This window comes from Rhizobium sp. 18055 (assembly GCF_902706285.1).
Lineage (GTDB): Bacteria > Pseudomonadota > Alphaproteobacteria > Rhizobiales > Rhizobiaceae > Rhizobium.
The window spans coordinates 109644-126837 of sequence record NZ_CACSKD010000013.1; the positions used below are offsets into that span (position 1 = coordinate 109644).

General features: G+C 60.4%; 16 protein-coding genes. 3 read left to right on the forward strand and 13 right to left on the reverse strand.

The window, feature by feature from the left end:
- Nucleotides 1–14: 14 nt before the first annotated feature.
- The 5 genes from GVL52_RS20675 to GVL52_RS20695 all read right to left on the reverse strand — a co-directional run bounded on the left by GVL52_RS20675 (nt 15) and on the right by GVL52_RS20695 (nt 6985).
- A complete protein-coding gene (locus GVL52_RS20675; RefSeq protein ID WP_160010610.1) occupies nt 15–2480 on the reverse strand; it encodes a glycoside hydrolase family 2 protein in 2466 nt (821 codons plus the stop codon).
- Between the two features lie 126 nt (nt 2481–2606).
- Entirely contained in the window at nt 2607–3692 is a 1086-nt protein-coding gene (locus tag GVL52_RS20680; RefSeq protein ID WP_160010611.1) for an ABC transporter ATP-binding protein, read from the reverse strand.
- Between the two features lie 3 nt (nt 3693–3695).
- Nucleotides 3696–4622: a carbohydrate ABC transporter permease gene (locus GVL52_RS20685; protein ID WP_244619247.1), complete on the reverse strand. Its 927-nt coding sequence runs from the start codon at nt 4620–4622 to the stop codon at nt 3696–3698.
- A gap of 4 nt (nt 4623–4626) precedes the next feature.
- Nucleotides 4627–5532: a carbohydrate ABC transporter permease gene (locus GVL52_RS20690; protein ID WP_160010613.1), complete on the reverse strand. Its 906-nt coding sequence runs from the start codon at nt 5530–5532 to the stop codon at nt 4627–4629.
- Between the two features lie 217 nt (nt 5533–5749).
- On the reverse strand, nt 5750–6985 hold the full coding sequence (locus tag GVL52_RS20695) for an ABC transporter substrate-binding protein (RefSeq protein ID WP_160010614.1): 1236 nt from the start codon (nt 6983–6985) through the stop codon (nt 5750–5752).
- 454 nt (nt 6986–7439) lie between these two features.
- Between GVL52_RS20695 and GVL52_RS20700 the strand changes: the two genes are divergently transcribed.
- Complete coding sequence (locus GVL52_RS20700; protein ID WP_160010616.1) at nt 7440–8480, forward strand: LacI family transcriptional regulator; 1041 nt, start codon at nt 7440–7442, stop codon at nt 8478–8480.
- A gap of 106 nt (nt 8481–8586) precedes the next feature.
- Here the strand turns inward: GVL52_RS20700 and gndA are convergent, their stop codons facing one another.
- Nucleotides 8587–10017 (reverse strand): NADP-dependent phosphogluconate dehydrogenase, encoded by a 1431-nt coding sequence (gndA, locus tag GVL52_RS20705; RefSeq protein WP_160010618.1) that lies wholly within the window; start codon nt 10015–10017, stop codon nt 8587–8589.
- Between the two features lie 233 nt (nt 10018–10250).
- Between gndA and GVL52_RS20710 the strand changes: the two genes are divergently transcribed.
- Together GVL52_RS20710 and GVL52_RS31205 are read left to right on the forward strand one after the other, a co-directional pair.
- Nucleotides 10251–10649: an SRPBCC family protein gene (locus tag GVL52_RS20710; RefSeq protein WP_160010620.1), complete on the forward strand. Its 399-nt coding sequence runs from the start codon at nt 10251–10253 to the stop codon at nt 10647–10649.
- Between the two features lie 9 nt (nt 10650–10658).
- Entirely contained in the window at nt 10659–10784 is a 126-nt protein-coding gene (locus GVL52_RS31205) for a hypothetical protein (protein ID WP_280179113.1), read from the forward strand.
- Here GVL52_RS31205 and GVL52_RS20715 read toward each other — a convergent pair whose 3' ends face one another.
- From GVL52_RS20715 to GVL52_RS20745, 7 genes are all read right to left on the reverse strand, one after another.
- Entirely contained in the window at nt 10785–11513 is a 729-nt protein-coding gene (locus GVL52_RS20715; protein ID WP_200847871.1) for a PAS domain-containing protein, read from the reverse strand.
- A 172-nt stretch (nt 11514–11685) separates the two neighbouring features.
- Nucleotides 11686–12618 carry a lipid A biosynthesis lauroyl acyltransferase gene (locus GVL52_RS20720; protein ID WP_160010624.1) on the reverse strand — a complete coding sequence of 311 codons (933 nt, stop codon included), beginning with the start codon at nt 12616–12618 and terminating at the stop codon, nt 11686–11688.
- 4 nt (nt 12619–12622) lie between these two features.
- Nucleotides 12623–13651 carry a zinc-binding dehydrogenase gene (locus GVL52_RS20725; RefSeq protein WP_160010626.1) on the reverse strand — a complete coding sequence of 343 codons (1029 nt, stop codon included), beginning with the start codon at nt 13649–13651 and terminating at the stop codon, nt 12623–12625.
- Between the two features lie 115 nt (nt 13652–13766).
- Entirely contained in the window at nt 13767–15053 is a 1287-nt protein-coding gene (locus GVL52_RS20730; protein WP_160010628.1) for a beta-ketoacyl-ACP synthase, read from the reverse strand.
- Between the two features lie 11 nt (nt 15054–15064).
- A complete protein-coding gene (locus tag GVL52_RS20735; RefSeq protein WP_160010630.1) occupies nt 15065–16261 on the reverse strand; it encodes a beta-ketoacyl-ACP synthase in 1197 nt (398 codons plus the stop codon).
- Nucleotides 16258–16740, reverse strand: a complete 483-nt coding sequence (locus tag GVL52_RS20740) for a 3-hydroxyacyl-ACP dehydratase FabZ family protein (RefSeq protein WP_160010632.1) — start codon at nt 16738–16740, stop codon at nt 16258–16260. The genes GVL52_RS20735 and GVL52_RS20740 overlap by 4 nt, the downstream gene beginning before the upstream one ends.
- A gap of 115 nt (nt 16741–16855) precedes the next feature.
- Nucleotides 16856–17134 carry an acyl carrier protein gene (locus GVL52_RS20745; protein ID WP_018900650.1) on the reverse strand — a complete coding sequence of 93 codons (279 nt, stop codon included), beginning with the start codon at nt 17132–17134 and terminating at the stop codon, nt 16856–16858.
- Nucleotides 17135–17194: the final 60 nt, after the last annotated feature.

Below are 17194 nucleotides of genomic sequence, written 5' to 3' on the forward strand. Positions count from 1 at the left end.
CATTTCAATCAGGATCAATCCACGGACTGGCAGGATTGCAGGTCGTAGAAGCGGAAGTCCGGCAGCTTCCCGCGCTCGAGCGGGATAGCCGGGGTAAAGGTGATGCGGCGGGTTTCTCCGGCCGCGAGATCAAAGGCATTGTCGGAATACTTGCCGTCGATGTCGGTCTCGATCATCACGAACAGCGCCAGTCCGCTCGCGGTGACATTGAGATCGATCGCGCCATTCGCCTCGACATTTTCGTGGGTGACCATCAGGCCGGCGGGCTCGAGCTCCAGCGCCTTGTAGGTGCCGTGCACATAATGCCCCTCGCCGCCCATGCCGTTGGACGCGGTGAAGCGCCATGCGAGCAGCGTTCCGTCGGGGATCTCGGAGACATCGATCGTCGTCGCCGTCACCGCAGCATCCGGCGTGCAGACAGCCTGCACGTCTTTCAGGTGCTTGCGCTCGCCCTTCATCGTCAGGACCGAGATCGACAGATCGACGCTGACCTCCTCGAGCGTGTCGTTGACCAGCGAGAAACGGATCTCCTTGCCGTCGTCCGATGGGATCGCAGCGACAGCCACCGGCTGGAAGAAGCGCTTCACCAGATAGTGCATTGCCTTCCAGCGCCCGCCGTAATCGAGGCTCGACCAGGAGGCGACCGGCCAGGTGTCGTTGAGCTGCCAGTAGATCGTGCCCATGCAGTGCGGCTTCAGCGATCGCCAGAATTCCACCGCCGTCTTGATCGCCAAACCCTGCTGGATCTGGCTGAGATAGACGAAGTTCGGGAAATCCTTGGGAAACCGGAAGTAGCGGAACATCGTGCCGGCAATACGCTCGTTGCCGCCGGCATTCTTCTGGTGCAGCTCCATGACGGGCGACGCGACGTTCATGTCCTTGGCGTCGGCATAGGTCTTGATCACAGGCAGCGACGTGTACGACTGGAAGCCGAACTCCGAGCAGAAGCGCGGACGAACGGTGCGGTAATTGTCGAACGACTTGTTCTCGTGCCACACCGACCAGTAGTGCATGTCGCCGGAGCCGTCGGCGTGCCAGGCATCGCCGAAGTCGAGCAGGCCGGAAGCCGGGCTCGACGGCCACCAGATCGCCTCGGGAGCCGCCTTCTTCATCGCCTGCTCGATTGTCCGGTTGAGGCGATCGTAGGAGACCAGATAGCGGTCGCGATCCTTGCGCGATTCCTCGAACCAGGTCAGCGCGCCGACCAGTTCGTTGTCGCCGCACCAGAGCGCGATCGACGGATGCGAATTCAGGCGGCGCACCTGATAATCGACTTCGAGAGCGACGTTGTCGAGAAAATCCTCGGTCGAGGGATAGAGGTTGCAGGCGAACATGAAGTCCTGCCAGACCAGCAGGCCCATCCGGTCGCAGAGATCGTAGAAATGATCATGCTCGTAGAAGCCGCCGCCCCAGACGCGGATCATGTTCATGTTGGCCGCCCTGGCCGACTGCAGCAGATCCTCGGTCTTCTCAGGCGAGGACAGCGAAAACAGCGCGTCCGCCGGGATCCAGTTGGCACCGCGGCAGAAGATTTCGTGGCCGTTGATCTTCAGCGCGAACCGGCTGCCGGCGGCATCCGGCGTGGTGATCAGCTCGACGGTGCGAAGCCCGATCTGCTTGCTGACAGCGTCCGTCGGCAGATCGACGGTCAGCGCATAAAGCGCCTGCTCGCCGCCGCCGGATGGCCACCAGAGGCGCGGCTTGTCGATCTCAAACACATGATTGACCACCGTCTCGCCGGCACCGACGCCGACATCGAGACGCACGCGCTCGCCATCGAGCGTGAAATGCACCGGCACGATGCCCGGATCCTTGGAAAACAGCGTCGCCGTCACCTGCAGATCGACAGAACCGTCGCCATTGTGAACCTGCCGCGTCGTGACGTGCTCGATCCGCGCGGTCTCCAGCTTGCGGAGCGCAATCGTGCCGTACAGGCCAAGCGGCGCAACGGCGATGTTCCAGTCCCAGCCGAAATGGCATTGCGCCTTGCGCAGCATGTTGCCGTTCGGGATCGGCGAATTTCCGGTGGAATAGGGAATGTAGAACGGTTGCTTGGCCTGCCGATCAGCGCCGGCCGCAATGCTCGAATGCAGCACGACACGAATGCTGTTGTCGCCCGCCTTCAGCTGGGCGCTGACATCAGGGCGGTAGCGGCGAAAGCTGTTGTCCGAGATCAGCACCGGCGAACCGTTGATGAACACGGCGGCCACGGTATCGAGATAGTCGATGTCGAGGTACCAGTCGCCATCCGGTTCCGACACCGTGAAGCTGCGCTCGATCGCCCAGTCGCGATGCGCCACCCACTGCACCACCTCTTCGTTGCGGCCGAAATAGGGATCGGGGATGAGCTTGGCGGCGTGAAGAGCCGAATGGACGTCGCCCGGAAGGGTGATCGCCGTCCTGATTTCGCCATCGGTGGAGGTGAGCTGCCACGATCCTGAGAGGTCGAGGTTGAACCCGTTGGTCGGCAAGGCTGTCATATCGATGTCCCGATCAAGCCGCTCCTGGGAGAACCCTTTAGCGGGCTGCGGCCGAATGTGGTTGGCCATACTGGCCGGTTGGAAATGCGGGCGGAACCGGTTGCGGCCCCGCCCGCTATGCGATGGCTAGAGGCGCAATTCCGTCTCGGCGTCGAAGATCGACGCCAGCGACATGTCGAAGCCAAGCTTGACGGCAGCGCCGGGGTTGAAGCGGCGCGAACCATTGATGCGCACCGACATGGTGTGCCCGGCATGCTTCAGCCACAGCAGATTGTCGGCGCCCATTGGCTCCTCGATATCGACGGTGGCGTCATGCACCTCGGCGCCGAGGCCGTCATTCACCTTGATATGCTCCGGCCGCACGCCGAGCGTCACCTTCTGGCCGGCCTTCAGCGGCGCGACGGCCTGATAGGCATCGACGTTGAAATCGACGCCGTTGGCGGTGAACACGGTGGCATTGCCGCGCTTGGCAATCTCGCCCTTCAGGAAATTCATCGACGGCGAACCGATGAAACCGGCCACGAAGAGGCTGCGCGGCTTGTTGTAGATCGTCGTCGGATCGGCCAGCTGCTGGATGACGCCGTTCTTCATGATGGCGATGCGGTCGGCCAGTGTCAGCGCCTCGATCTGGTCGTGGGTGACGTAGATCATCGTGTTCTTCAGCGCCTGGTGCAGGCGCTTGATCTCGACACGCAATTCCGAACGCAGCTTGGCATCGAGGTTCGACAGCGGCTCGTCGAACAGGAACACGTCGACATCGCGCACCAGCGCACGGCCGATCGCCACGCGCTGGCGCTGGCCGCCGGAGAGCTCAGCCGGCTTGCGCTTCAACAGCGGCTCGATCTGCAGGATCTCGGACGCCCGCGCCACCCGCTTGTCGATCTCGGCCTGCGGGATCTTGGCGACCTTCAGGCCGAAGGACAGGTTCTTCTCGACCGTCATCTGCGGATAGAGCGCGTAGGACTGGAACACCATGCCGATGCCGCGGTCCTTGGGCTCTTCCCAGGTGACGTTCTTGCCCTTGATATGGATCTGCCCCTCGCTGATGTCGAGCAGGCCGGCGATGCAGTTGAGCAAGGTCGACTTGCCGCAGCCGGACGAGCCGAGCAGCACCAGGAACTCGCCGTCATTGATCTCGAGATTGAGATCCTTGAGAACGCTGACCGCGCCGAAGTTCAACGAAAGGTCTTTGATGGAAACACTCGAATTCATGGATCAGCCTTTCACCGCGCCGGCGGCGATGCCGCGGACGAACAGTCGTCCCGACACGAAATACACAACCAGCGGCACCAGACCCGTGAGGATCGTTGCGGCCATGTTGACGTTGTATTCCTTCACGCCCTGGACAGAATTGACGATATTGTTGAGCTGCACGGTCATCGGATAGTATTCCGGCCGGGTGAAGACGACGCCGAACAGGAAGTCGTTCCAGATGCCGGTGACCTGCAGGATCATCGCGACGACGAAGATCGGAAGCGACATCGGCACCATGATCTTCAGGAAAATCTGCCAGAACCCCGCCCCATCGACACGCGCCGCCTTGAACAATTCCTGCGGCAGCGACGCGAAGTAGTTGCGGAACAACAACGTCAGGATCGGCATGCCGAAGATCGAGTGGACGATGATCAGGCCGGTCAGTGTGCCGTAGATGCCGAGTTCGCGGAGCACGATGACGATCGGATAGATCATCACCTGGTAGGGAATGAACGCACCGATGACCAGAATCGAGAAGAACAGTTCCGATCCCTTGAAGCGCCAGTTGGCCAGCGCATAGCCGTTGACAGAGGCAATGGCGATCGACACCACGACGGACGGGATGGTGATCCGCACCGAGTTCCAGAAACCGCGCGAAAGACCGTCGCAGTTGAGGCCGGTGCAGGCCGTCGCCCAGGCCTTCACCCAGGGCTCGAAGGTGATCTCCATCGGCGGCGAAAAGATGTTGCCCATGCGGATTTCGGGCATGCCCTTCAGCGACGTCACGATCATCACGTAGAGCGGCAGCAGGTAGTAGGCTGCGGCAACGAACAGCGTGCCGTACAGCATGATATTGCGCGGCGAGATCACCCGCCTCGGCTTCGGACCGTTCGGCCCGGAGAATGTCTTGTCCGTCACGATTGCGGTATCCGTGTTCTTGAGAGCGATGGCATCAGGCACGCTTACGCCCTCCCCCGAATTCGAGATAAGCCCAGGGCACGATGATGATTGCGACGGTCAGCAGCATCATCGTCGAGGCGGCAAAGCCCTGGCCGAGGTTCTGCGCCTGGAACATGTAGTCGTAGACATACTTGGCGGGCACTTCCGACGAGATGCCGGGGCCGCCTGATGTCTGCGCCACCACCAGGTCGTAGACCTTGACGATACCGCTGGCGATGATCACCAGCGTGGTGATGAACACCGGCCGCATCATCGGAATGACGATGAACAGATAGGTCTTCCACATCGGGATGCCATCGACCCGCGACGCTTTCCAGATGTCCTCGTCGATCCCGCGCAGGCCGGCGAGCATCAGGCACATGACGAGGCCCGTTCCCTGCCAGAGCGCTGCGATCAGCACGCCGTAAATGACGATGCTCGGCGTGTAGAGCGGATCGAAGGTGAAGCTCGTCCAACCCAGCGAGCGCACCACCGACTGGATGCCGAACTCCGGATTGAGCACCCACTGCCAGACAAGGCCAGTGACGATGAACGACAGAGCAAACGGGTAAAGGAAAATCGTTCGGAATGCGTTCTCGAAGCGGATCTTCTGATCCATCAGCGCGGCCAGCGTAAAGCCGATCACAAGGCTGAATATCAACGAGAGAACGCCGTAAACGGCCAGGTTTTCGATGGAGACGATCCACCGCGGCGCGGCCCACAGGCGCTTGTATTGATCGAAGCCAACGAAGCTCATTCTTGGCAGCAGCTTCGAGTTGGTAAAGGAATAAAATACCGTCCAGACTGTCCCGCCGAGAAAGATGACGATGGCTGTCAGTATCATCGGGATGGATGCAATTTTGGAATTCAGATTGCGCAGCAACTGATTTGGCCGGCCGGCTTTCGCTTGACCCGTCATTGTGTTTCCTCCTGAAACGCAATTGCTTCTGTGATGTCGAGCGGCGATCGAAAAAGAGCGCCCCTCGTGTCTCGTCATCCTCAGGATCAGCCGCCGCACGCTCCTCTGCGGCTGCGGCTTCACCAGAAGAATGCTGTCCCCTCCCGATCATCTCAGGCGTGGATCCGGCTCACCGTTCCTGGGCGGAGAGCCGGACTGCAACAGCAGGTCTAGACGATCAGTCAGCAGAAGCGATGATTTCAGCGAAGCGCTTCTGCGCATCGGCTGGCGTCATCGAGGCATTGGCGAAGAATTCCGAGAAAAGGTCTTCCTTCTGCTTCTGGCTGTCGGCCGAAAGCAGTTGGTCGGCGCTGGCAACGACATTGCCCTTCTTCAGGATTTCCAGGCCCTTCTTCATGCAGTCATTGGCCGAAGCCAGATCGACGTCGCCGCGAACCGGCAGCGAGCCCTTCTTCAGGTTGAAGGCAACCTGGGTCTTCGGATCGAGAATCGTCTTGGCAAGGACTTCCTGGGCCTTCGACTTTTCGGCATCCTTCAGCAGCGGGAAGTAGAAAGCGTCGCCGCCTGTCGAGATGACTTCGTTGACGCCAAGGCCAGGAAGGCAGGTGTAGTCGGTTCCGGCCGTCTGGCCTGCCAGAGCGAACTCGCCCTGCGCCCAGTCGCCCATGATCTGACCGCCGGCCTTGCCGGTGATGACGAGGTTGGTTGCCTGGTTCCAATCCTGAACGTTGGAACCCTTTGCCATCTTGCGTGCATCATCGGCAGCCTTGAACACCTTGGCGATCTCGGGACCGGCGGCAACTTCGGCATCCTTGTCGCCGAACACCTTCTGGAACACGTCCTTGCCGGCAATCGCCACCATCAACGTGTCGAACGCGCCGGTTGCCTGCCACGGCTGACCACCAACGGCGAGCGGCACGATACCGGCCTTTTCGAGCGCCGGAGCAGCCGCGACGAATTCATCCCAGTTCTTAGGCACTTCGACGCCGGCCTTCTTGAAGGCAGCATTCGAGAGCCACAGCCACTGCCAGGAGTGGATGTTGACAGGCGCGCAATAGATCTTGCCGTCGATCGTGCAGCTATCGAGCAGGCTGGCCGGACGAATGACGTCCTTCCAGTGCTCCTGTGTCGCGACGTCGGTCAGGTCGCGCATCAGGCCGGACTGGACAAGCTCTTCGGCCTGACGGCCATGGTTGAACTGCGTGGCGCCCATCGGATCGCCACCGGTGATGCGGCTGACCATGATCGGACGTGCAGTACCGCCGGAACCGGCGATCGCACCGTCAACCCAATGGTTGCCGGTGGCATCGAATGCCTTGGCAAGCTCGGCCACGGCAGCAGCTTCGCCGCCGGACGTCCACCAATGGGTGACTTCGAGATCTGTGGCATTTGCCGCACACAGCGGCAGCACGACGGAAGCGCACAGCGCTGCCGTCATCAAACGGATATTCATGAGTTCTCCTCCCTCACTGAAACGTTGCAGGAAAAACTTAGTTCAATCGATATTTTGGCGCAACAGCCTTGCTCAAAAAAATTGTTTCCGACTGTGCTTTGCTACCGATGACTGTCCGATCGAACAATTTTTCAGCATCAAGCACCAAACCCAGGCAACTGTTTTCGCTCATGCGAAGATTTCATAAACCACTGTTATTATTAGTGTATCATGACAAACGTCATGATTATTGACGTTTTCTCTCTTCGCTAACGCAAAAATAACGGGCGATATTGTTGATTTCAACCAATGCGCGCATATGTTGCGCTGCACCTATAAAAAGGCCTCGACATTTCTGCTGTATCGTTACAGATTTTCCTTTCCGTGGAGGGAGCGTCATTTATTGTCTTCATGCTTACAGCACTAGCAAAAGCATCTATAAGCGAAACAAAATCGCATAGGACGACCTAAAGGGATGGAAAACAAAGCGAATTTCGGGGGCACGGCAACCGGGGAACCCCGGGAGCGACCGACGCTGAAGACGATTGCCTTCATGACCGGGCTCGGTATCACCACCGTATCGCGTGCCTTGAAGGATGCGCCCGATATTGGCGCCGAGACCAAGGAGCGCGTGCGCATGGTGGCGCGACAGCTCGGCTACCAGCCGAACCGTGCCGGGGTGCGCTTGCGGACGGGCAAGACCAACGTCATCGCCCTTGTGCTGAGCATCGATGAAGAGATCATGGGCTTCAGCAGCCAGCTGGTGTTCGGCATCTCCGAGGTACTGACCGGCACGCCCTACCACATCGTCGTCACCCCGCATTCGCACAGCAAGGATCCGATGCTGCCGGTGCGCTATATTCTCGACACCGGCTCCGCCGATGGCGTCATCATCTCACGCATCGAGCCCGACGATCCGCGCGTGCGGTTGCTGATCGAGCGTAACATGCCCTTCGCCACGCATGGGCGAACCGATGCCGGCCAGGTCCACCCGTTCCATGACTTCGACAACGAGGCCTTTGCCCACCAGGCGGTGCAGAAACTCGTCGCCCGTGGCCGCAAACGCATCGCCCTCCTGCAGCCGCCGAGCAAGCTCACCTATTACACCCACACCCGCATCGGCTTCCAGACCGCACTCCATGACCACGGTGCCGAGGAAGTGCCGCTGCGCGTCACCATCGACACGCCGCTCGAGGAGATCCGCAACGCCGTCGAGGCGATGATGCGCTCATCGAACGCGCCTGACGGTATCGTCTGTCTGGCCGGAAGTGCCGCCATCGCCGTCAACGCCGGCATCGAGGCAGCAGGCAAGCGACTGGGCCACGACGTCGACATGGCCTCGAAGGAATCGGCGCCGATCCTCAACTGGATACGCCCCGAGATCATCACCGCCTATGAAGACGTCCGCCATGCCGGCCGCGAGATGGCGAAGGCCGTGATCGCGCGGATCGACGGGGTCGAGCCGCAGTTGCTGCAGAGCGTCAGCCAGCCGATCTGGGCAAAGCAGGACAAGTAGGCATCAGTATTCTGGAATGCGCTCATGCGCCTGCACGCGACGCTTCACCACCTAACAAAACAGCCGGGCGATTGCCCGGCTGTTTTCGTTTTAAATGCAGACGATCTTAGAAGCTTGATGCACCGCTGCCCCATGGGCCGTGGTGGAAGTCCTTGCCGTCGAGGCGATCGAAGCCGTGGGCGCCGAAGAAGTCGCGCTGCGCCTGGATCAGGTTGGCTGTGCCGCGGCCCTGACGGTAGGCGTCGAAATAGGTCAGCGCCGAGGTGAGTGCGGGAACCGGCAGGCCGGCTGCGAGCGCCGCACCGACGACGCGGCGCAGTGCCGGCAGCGATTCCTTGACCATGTCGGAGAAGGCAGGCGTGACGATCAGGTTGGCCGCATCCGGTGCCTTGGTGAAGGCCGACGTGATCTCGTCGAGGAACTGCGAGCGGATGATGCAGCCATCGCGCCAGATCTTGGCGATTACAGGCATCGGCAGCGACCAGTTGAACTCGCGCGACGCTTCCGCCATCACCGCAAAGCCCTGCGCGTAAGCGCCGATCTTGGCCGCAAACAGCGCCAGTTCCAGATCCTTGTTGAGGTCGGCGCTGTAGGCGATCGGGAAGTTGTACTCAGGCTTGCCGAAGATCTTCTCGGCCGCCTCGCGCTCCGTCTTCATCGACGACAGGCTGCGGGCGGCAACGGCGGCTTCGATCGCGGTTGCCGGGATGCCCATGTTCTGCGCCTCGATCGCCGACCACTTGCCGGTGCCCTTCTGTCCGGCCTTGTCGAGGATCATGTCGACCATCGCGCCGCCGGAGATCGGGTCGGTCGCAGCCAGGACCTTCTCGGAGATCTCGATCAGGTAGGAATTCAGGCGCCCCTTGTTCCACTCGCCGAAGATGCCGCTGACATCACTCGCGCTCTTGCCGAGACCGTCGCGCAGGATGCCGTAGATTTCGGCGATCATCTGCATGTCGGCATATTCGATGCCGTTGTGGATGGTCTTGACGAAGTGGCCGGCACCGTCATTGCCGAGCCATGCGACGCAAGGGTCACCCTTGTACTTGGCAGCGATCGAGGTCAGTACCTTCTCGACGCGCTTGTAGCTGTCTTCGGTGCCGCCGACCATGATCGACGGACCATGGCGTGCACCTTCTTCGCCACCCGACACGCCCATGCCGATGAAGGTCAGGTCGGTGTCCTTGAGGCGGTCGAAGCGGGCGATCGTGTCGCGGAAATTGGCATTGCCGGCATCGATCATGATGTCGCCCTTCGACAGGTGCGGGCGCAGCAGTTCCATCTGCTGATCGACAGGCTCGCCGGCCTTGATCATGATGATGATCGGACGCGGCGGACGGATCGCCTCGACGAATTCCTCGATCGTCTTGCAGGGAATGATCTGCTTCTTCAGATCGCCGGCGCTCTCGTAGAACTCATCGGTCTTCTCAGGCGTACGGTTGAACACCGCAATCTTGTTGCCCTTTTCCGCGATGTTGAGCGCGAGGTTGGAACCCATGACCGCAAGGCCGATCAGCCCGATTTCTGCCTTTTCCACGATAGTTCTCCGGTTCGTCGATTTGGACCGGTGTTGTGGCACTGTCTGGCCGAAACGGCAAGTTCGATTCGGCTTCACATTGGCGTCGTATTGCGGTTGGCGTGAAGTGAACCATATTGCTCAGGAAGCTCCTGGGAAGGTGGGTCTGGTGACGAAAGCACGGCAACCGGAAACGACGCACGCCGCACCTGCGACGTTACGCCGCCCGCTTTGGAGTGAAGAAGGAGGACACTATGGCGACGATGCCTGCACGGATAATTCATCGATCCATCGACAAGAACTGGCGGGATGTCTGCTCGTTTGCCGGCACACCGGAAAACATGCCGCTCTGGGCGTCGGGCCTCGCATCAGGCCTCGAAAGGAGCGGTGATGACTGGATTGCCCGAGGTGTCCTCGGAACCGTCACGGTCAGCTTCGCCCCTCACAATGAGTTTGGCGTCCTCGATCATACCGTAACCATCGCGAATGGCCTGCGGGTCTACAACGCACTCCGGATCGTGCCGAATGGCGACGGCTGCGAGATCATGTTCACCTTGCTGAGGCTGCCTGGCATGACCGACCAGCAGTTCGAAGCGGACGCTGCTCACGTTGCGCGCGATCTCGATGCTCTGAAAAAACTGATGGAAAGTTAGGAGATGCCGATGACATCAACAACCGAAGACCTCCGCATCGACTATGTCGAATTCAACGTCACCGTGCTCCGGCAGAATGCTTCAATATCACCCGGAAAGGCTCCAGCTACGAATTGGCTCTGGACGAAGTCGTAATCAAGCAGCAAGCGTTGCTGCCGATGAACCGGTTTCCTGCGCCATAATCAGCGCGCCGATGATGTAACCGGCGGAATCGCGCAGCGGCGACATGCGGTAGCGCGTCGGCTGCACCATCGCATCGTCCGTGCGATCATACATATGGTCACACGACTGGCCTGCAAAGCAGGCATCGAGCAAGCCCTTCATACAGTCTCGAAACCGCTTTTCGCCGACAAACTCCATGATGTGACGGCCAATCATCTCCATCGGCTTCTTTCCGACACGGGCAGAACACGCGGCATTGGCATAGAGATAGCGATAATCTTTCGTCACCACCGAGACGCGATCGGGCATGGCTTCCAGAATGGCGGCATTCAGGAAATTGCCGTTATCGGTATTGGGGACATAGGCCGCTGGCGCCGAGACGCGTTCGCGGTCCAGACGCTCCAGCGGCGGCATCTGCCAGCGCGGGACGGTCGACCCCAGATACTGCTCCATCATGTAGGATAGCAGCTTCACATGCTCACGCACGGATTCGCTATCTTCGGCATACTGATCAATCAGGCACCCGACGAACTGCATCTGCATATGGGCGTAGAAAAGATTGGTGGCACGGTAACCGAGAATCGTCTCGATCAGCGCATCGATCGAGCCATCAAGGCTGCTCACGCGCGCGTCATCACCAAGCCGAATGGCTTCGTCAATCTGCGAACATCGCAACGAGAATGCCTGAAAAAGCCCGAGCACGACACCTCCCATGCCGATTCCCTAAGGAATTCCTTTGAGATACCGAGTATGCGTGCGGCAATTCTCACCGAACATCACTCGCCTTGTCAGAAATCGGTAACATGACGTCACTTCATGTTCAATGACGAAGAAACCTTGTTTTTCAATGACAAGATGTAGGGGCCGCCGATATTTACATAACCTGGCGCTTTATTTCCCATCGATCATGATACCAAAGCCACTGTTCCGGGTACTCCCGCACCCAGCTCTCAACCTTGTCGTTCAACAATTGCGCCGTCGCCGTCATGTCGAGATTGCCGTTGGCATCGCGTGGGATATCCATGCGCGGTTCGATCTCGAGACGATAGCGATTTCCAGGTAGCCGGATGCACCGCGCCGGATAGACATCGCAGTTGAACTGGCGGACAAGCTTGCCGAGCAGTGGATTGGTCTTGACCGGTTGACCGAAGAATTGCGTCTTCAAACCTTTGCCGAACTTCTGATCGACCAGAACGCCGACGCCCTGCCCTGCTTCCAGCTGGCGCGCCAGCGCAAACGAGGAGCCGGCATGCGACGGCACCAGCTTGCCCATGCGGGCACTACGGAAATCGAACACCTTCTGCGCCACATAGGGATTGTTTGGCGGCCGGAACAGCACGCTGACATAAAGGCCAAAGGCGGCACCAGCGACGGGAAGCAGCTCGAAATTGCCGGTATGGCCGGTGAAGACCATGAACGGCCGTGGATTCTCAAGAAGGTCGAGGAAAATCGGTATCCCCGACACCTCCACCCTGCCCGGCTCGCTCTGTTCCGGATCGAAATCGAACAACTGGTCGAGAAACACGTACTCGGCGGCAAGTCGGCCCATGTTCGCCCAGCTGCCAAGCGCGATCTGCTGGATTTCCTCGTCGCTCTTCTCCGGAAATGCATTGCGCAGATTGGCAAGCATCAGCTTGTGGCGCTTCATCTTCGGGCCGAGCTTGCGCATCAGCCAGTCGATGAAGTTGATCGCCCCGTCGGCCGGAAAAATCTTCAGGAAATTCAGGAAGCCGAACATCACCTGCGCGATCAGCCACTGGCGGAAATGGTCCAGCTTCAGGACGATACGCGTGATGAAGAGCTCCAACAGATCAATCCATCTTCAGGATGATCTTGCCGAAGATCTGGCGCGATTCCATCCGCTCCAGTGCCCGATCAATCTCATCGAAGCTGACTTCCGTGTCGATGACAGGATGCACCAGGCCACGCGCCATCTTCTGCATGGCGTCCGCCATGTTTTCCATCCGGCAGCCGAACGAACCAAGCAGCTTCAGTTGCTGCTGGAACAGCATCATCAGGTTCATGTCGGTCGAAACGCCGGAAGTGGAGCCACAGGTGACCAGGCGACCCCCGCGCTTCATGCAGAGCATCGAACCGGCCCAGGTATCCTTGCCGACATGTTCGAAAACGACATCGACGCCCTTCTTCTTGGTCAGCTTGCGCACCACGCCCTCGAAGCGGTCGGTGCGGTAGTTGATGACGTGGTCGGCGCCGAGCGCCTTGGCCTTCTCGATCTTGTCGTCGGAACCGACGGTGGTGATCACGGTGCAGCCGATCTTCTTGGCCAGCTGGATCGCCGCCGAACCAATACCGGAGCCGCCGGCATGAACAAGGATGGTTTCACCGGGTTCCAGCTTGGCGTTGTCGAACAGCATGTGCTCGACGGTGCCGAACGTCACCGGGGCAACGGCAGCGGCAACAGCATCGACACCCGGAGGTGCAGGCACCAGCAGGCGGGCCGGGAGGTTGACCTTCTCCTGCGCAAAGCCGTCGAGATGGAAGCCATGAACGCCGGACACGTTCTCACAGAGATTGTCGCGCCCCTCGCGGCACGGACGGCAGAGGCCGCATGTGCGCGCGCCGTAGATGGCGACAAGCTGGCCCGGCAGCACATTGGCCACACCCGGACCGATCGCTTCCACCACGCCTGATGCTTCCGCGCCGATGACCAGAGGCATCTTGCGCTTGGCAAACGCCATGCCGCGCCAGCCCCAGACGTCGATATGGTTGAGCGCGACAGCCTTGACGCGCAGCGTCACTTCGCCGGGGCCCGGCGCATCGGGTTCGGGCAGATCGGTGATCTCAAGCTTGCGGTCGTCGATCAGTTGCAAAGCGCGCATGGCAAAATCCTTCGCGGGCGCACCGGCCCTGAAGCCTATGCGCAGTTTGTGAGTGCCGCTGCGCCAGCGCACCCTGTCCGGGTGCGGGCGCAGCAATGTGAGGTCGGGGAACCGATTAAGCCGGTTCGAGCGCCATGACAAGGCTGGCGTTCTGACCGCCGAAGCCGAAGGAGTTGGAAAGCACGGCATTCACCTGTGCATCGCGCTTCACATTCGGCACCACATCGACGGCGATCGTCGGATCCGGGTTGTTGTAGTTGATGGTCGGCGGCAGCGTGCCGGTCAGCATCGTCTGCAGCGAGAACACGGCTTCGACAGCGCCTGCTGCCGTCAGCGTATGGCCGATCATCGACTTGTTCGACGACAGCGGAATGGAGGCAAGGCGCTCACCGAACACGGCCAGCATCGATCCATATTCCATCTTGTCGTTTTCAGGCGTCGAGGTGCCATGGGCGTTGATGTAGCCGATGCCGCTCTCGTCCATGCCGGCATCCGCAAGGGCCGCGCGGATCGTCGCGATCGCGGGACCGCCATCCGGCGAGGAGCGCGTGCGGTGGAAGGAATCGGCCTTTTCGCCGGCACCCTTCATGATGCCGAGCACCTTGGCGCCGCGGGCAATCGCAGACTCCAGCGATTCCAGCACCAGCGTCGCAGCACCTTCGGCGATGACGAAGCCATCGCGATCCTTGCTGAACGGCTTGGAAGCCTTGGTCGGATTGTCGTTCTGCGTCGACAGCGCCGACAGCAGCGAGAAGCGGATCAGCGCTTCGGCACTGACCGAACCGTCCGTCGCGACCGCAAGCGCCCGCGTCGTGCGGCCCTGGCGGATCGCTTCGATGCCAAGCTGGATCGCGGTGGCGCCGGATGCACAGGCCGTCGACAGCGTCACCGGCAGGCCGCGCGTGCCGAACCGGTCGGCAAGCCGCTCTGAAATGGAGCCGAATAGCGCCGCTTCGTGGAACGAAGGATCGGGACGCTCGCGCATCGCCGCCAGGAAACGATCATAGGCATCGCCGGGATGGGAAGCTGGCGGCGAACGGTCGCCGAGTTCGAAGCGTGCGCTCCACTCGGGCTCGATTGGCGGTGCCGCCAGAAACAGCGGCCCATTGAAATCGCCGGAGATGTCGGCATCGGCAAGCGCCTCGATGGTCGTCTCGCGTGCAAAGGCGTAGGAGCGCTCGACCGCATTCGGTGTCGGAATATCGATGAAATCAACCGTACCGGCGATCCGCGTCGAGAGCCCGTCCGTCGGGAAACGGTTGATGTCGTGGATGCCCGACTTGCCCGAGGTCAGCGCCGCCCAGTTGTCCTTCAGACCCTGGCCGAGCGAAGTGAGAATGCCGACACCCGTGACCGCCACGATCGGGCGTCCGAGATGATCCTTGTAAGCTGAATCCGTCATGTGCCTACTCCTCACGCGTCCGCAGACAGAACTGCGACGCCTTCGCCACGCTGATGGCCGACTGTCGTGACGACAGCAGCCTTGGTGCCGGTGCTCATGGATTTTTCATGGCCGCCATCGAATGGCGGCACCTTGGCTTCGCTGTCGATGGCAAGCGCCGCCAGCGCCAGACCAAGCGTGAAGTGTGCCTCCAAGCCGTGACCGGTAACGCCACCGAAGCCGCGGATCGCAGCGCCCGGGAACTGATGGTCCAGCACAGCCTTTTCGCGTGCGGCAAGATCAGGCATGCCGGTCGAGCCGGAGAAGATCGCCGTGCTCTCGGCTGGCAGCCCATGCGCCGGCTCGAGCAGCCGCTCCAGACGCTTTTCGAGATTGCCGGCACCACGATTGCCGCGGTCGCCTTCGATCGACGACATCGTCGAATAGATATGCGCGCCGCGGGCTTCGGCATGGGCACGCGATTCCAGCACGAGGAATGCACCGAGCGAACCGCTGGTAATGCCGCCGACATCGCGCGACCACAAAGGCTGCCAGTCGCCACGCGAGTGCGAGCCGATCGCTTCGAACAGCAACACCATGTCGAGCCGCTCGGCCGAAAACGCACCGCCAACCAGCGCATGCGAGGATTCGCCCGACTTGATACGGTGGAATGCGGTTTCGACCGCCGAAATACCCGCCGACTCTTCGCCCATGAAGGTGCGCGAGGAACCGGTGACCTTGTGGACGATCGAGATGTTGCCGGCGAGCAGGTTGGAGAGCTGCGCCAGGAACAGCGTCGGGCGAAGCTCGGTGGTCAGCTTCTCGTTCAGGAGAACTTCGCGGTCGTTGCGCTTCAGGCCTTCATCGACGATCAGCGTATCGACATTGATGTCGCGCTCGCCGCCGCCGGCTGCCACGATCATGTCCATCGTGCCGCAGGCTTCGAGATCCTCTTTCAGGCCGGCATCGTCGAGCGCCAGGCCGGCTGCGAACACGCCGATACGCTGCCAGTTTTCCATCTGCCGCTGGTCGCCACGCTTGGTGATCTGCTGCGACCAATCCACCTCGGGGAGCGGGTGGATCGGATACGGCTTGAACTTCTCGGTCTCGACGACCGTCTTCGGTGCTTCGGCGGCGGTGAGCAGCGCAATATGCGGCTCCTTTCCGACGCCCTGGCAGGTCACGATACCGACGCCCGTGATGACGACATCATTCTGAGCCTTGCTCATCCATTCACTCCCTGCGCAGCGATCGCATCCATAAGGCCGATCTCACTTGCGCGCTTCTTGACGATATCGCCGAGCGGCACTTCGCTGAACGGCATGGTGCGCAGCTTCAGCTGTGCATCGCAGACCTTCTTGCCGCCGCTGGTGATCTTGGCCTTGGTCACGGCAAATCCGGAACCGTCATGTTCGAGGAACGCCTCGATATCGAGAACCGCCTCCGGCTCCACGAAGGTACGCATCTTCGCACCATCGACCGTCATCAGGAACGGCATCGCCGCAAAATTGGTCGCGGCAAGCACCAGCATACCTGAGGCCTGTGCCATGGTTTCGATGAGGAGCACGCCCGGAACAAGGGGCATGCCGGGAAAATGACCTTCGAACACCGGGCTCTTGGCCGGCACGACGGAGCGCGCCTTGAGTATCTTGGTCTGAAGGTCGACCGACTCTACACGGTCGATCATCTGGAAGTATTCCAGGAGCATCGTATCCTCCGGCCGAGCGGGCAACATGCCGCCGGCTAGGCCTACTTAATAACAAAACCGCCCGGCCGCCATGGTGAACGGCGGCAGGGCGGACAAAAAATTTTGAGCGGATCGATCAGGCCTTGGCGGCGCGCAGTTCGTCGATCTTCGCGCAGAGGTTCTTCAGCACGAAATACTCCGACGTGGAGACCTTGCCTTCGTTGACTTCCTGCGTCCACTTTTCGAGCGGAATCTTGATGCCGAACTCCTTGTCGATCGCGAAAACGATATCGAGGAAGTCGAGGCTGTCGATACCGAGGTCGTCGATCGTATGGCTTTCCGGCGTGATCGTGTCACGATCGATCTCGCTGGTTTCTGCAATGATGTCGGCAACTTTATCGAATGTAGCGGTCACGCCTGTACCTCTTGGAAATTATAGTTTTCCCCTCATAGGCAAATCCATTTCAAAAGCCAA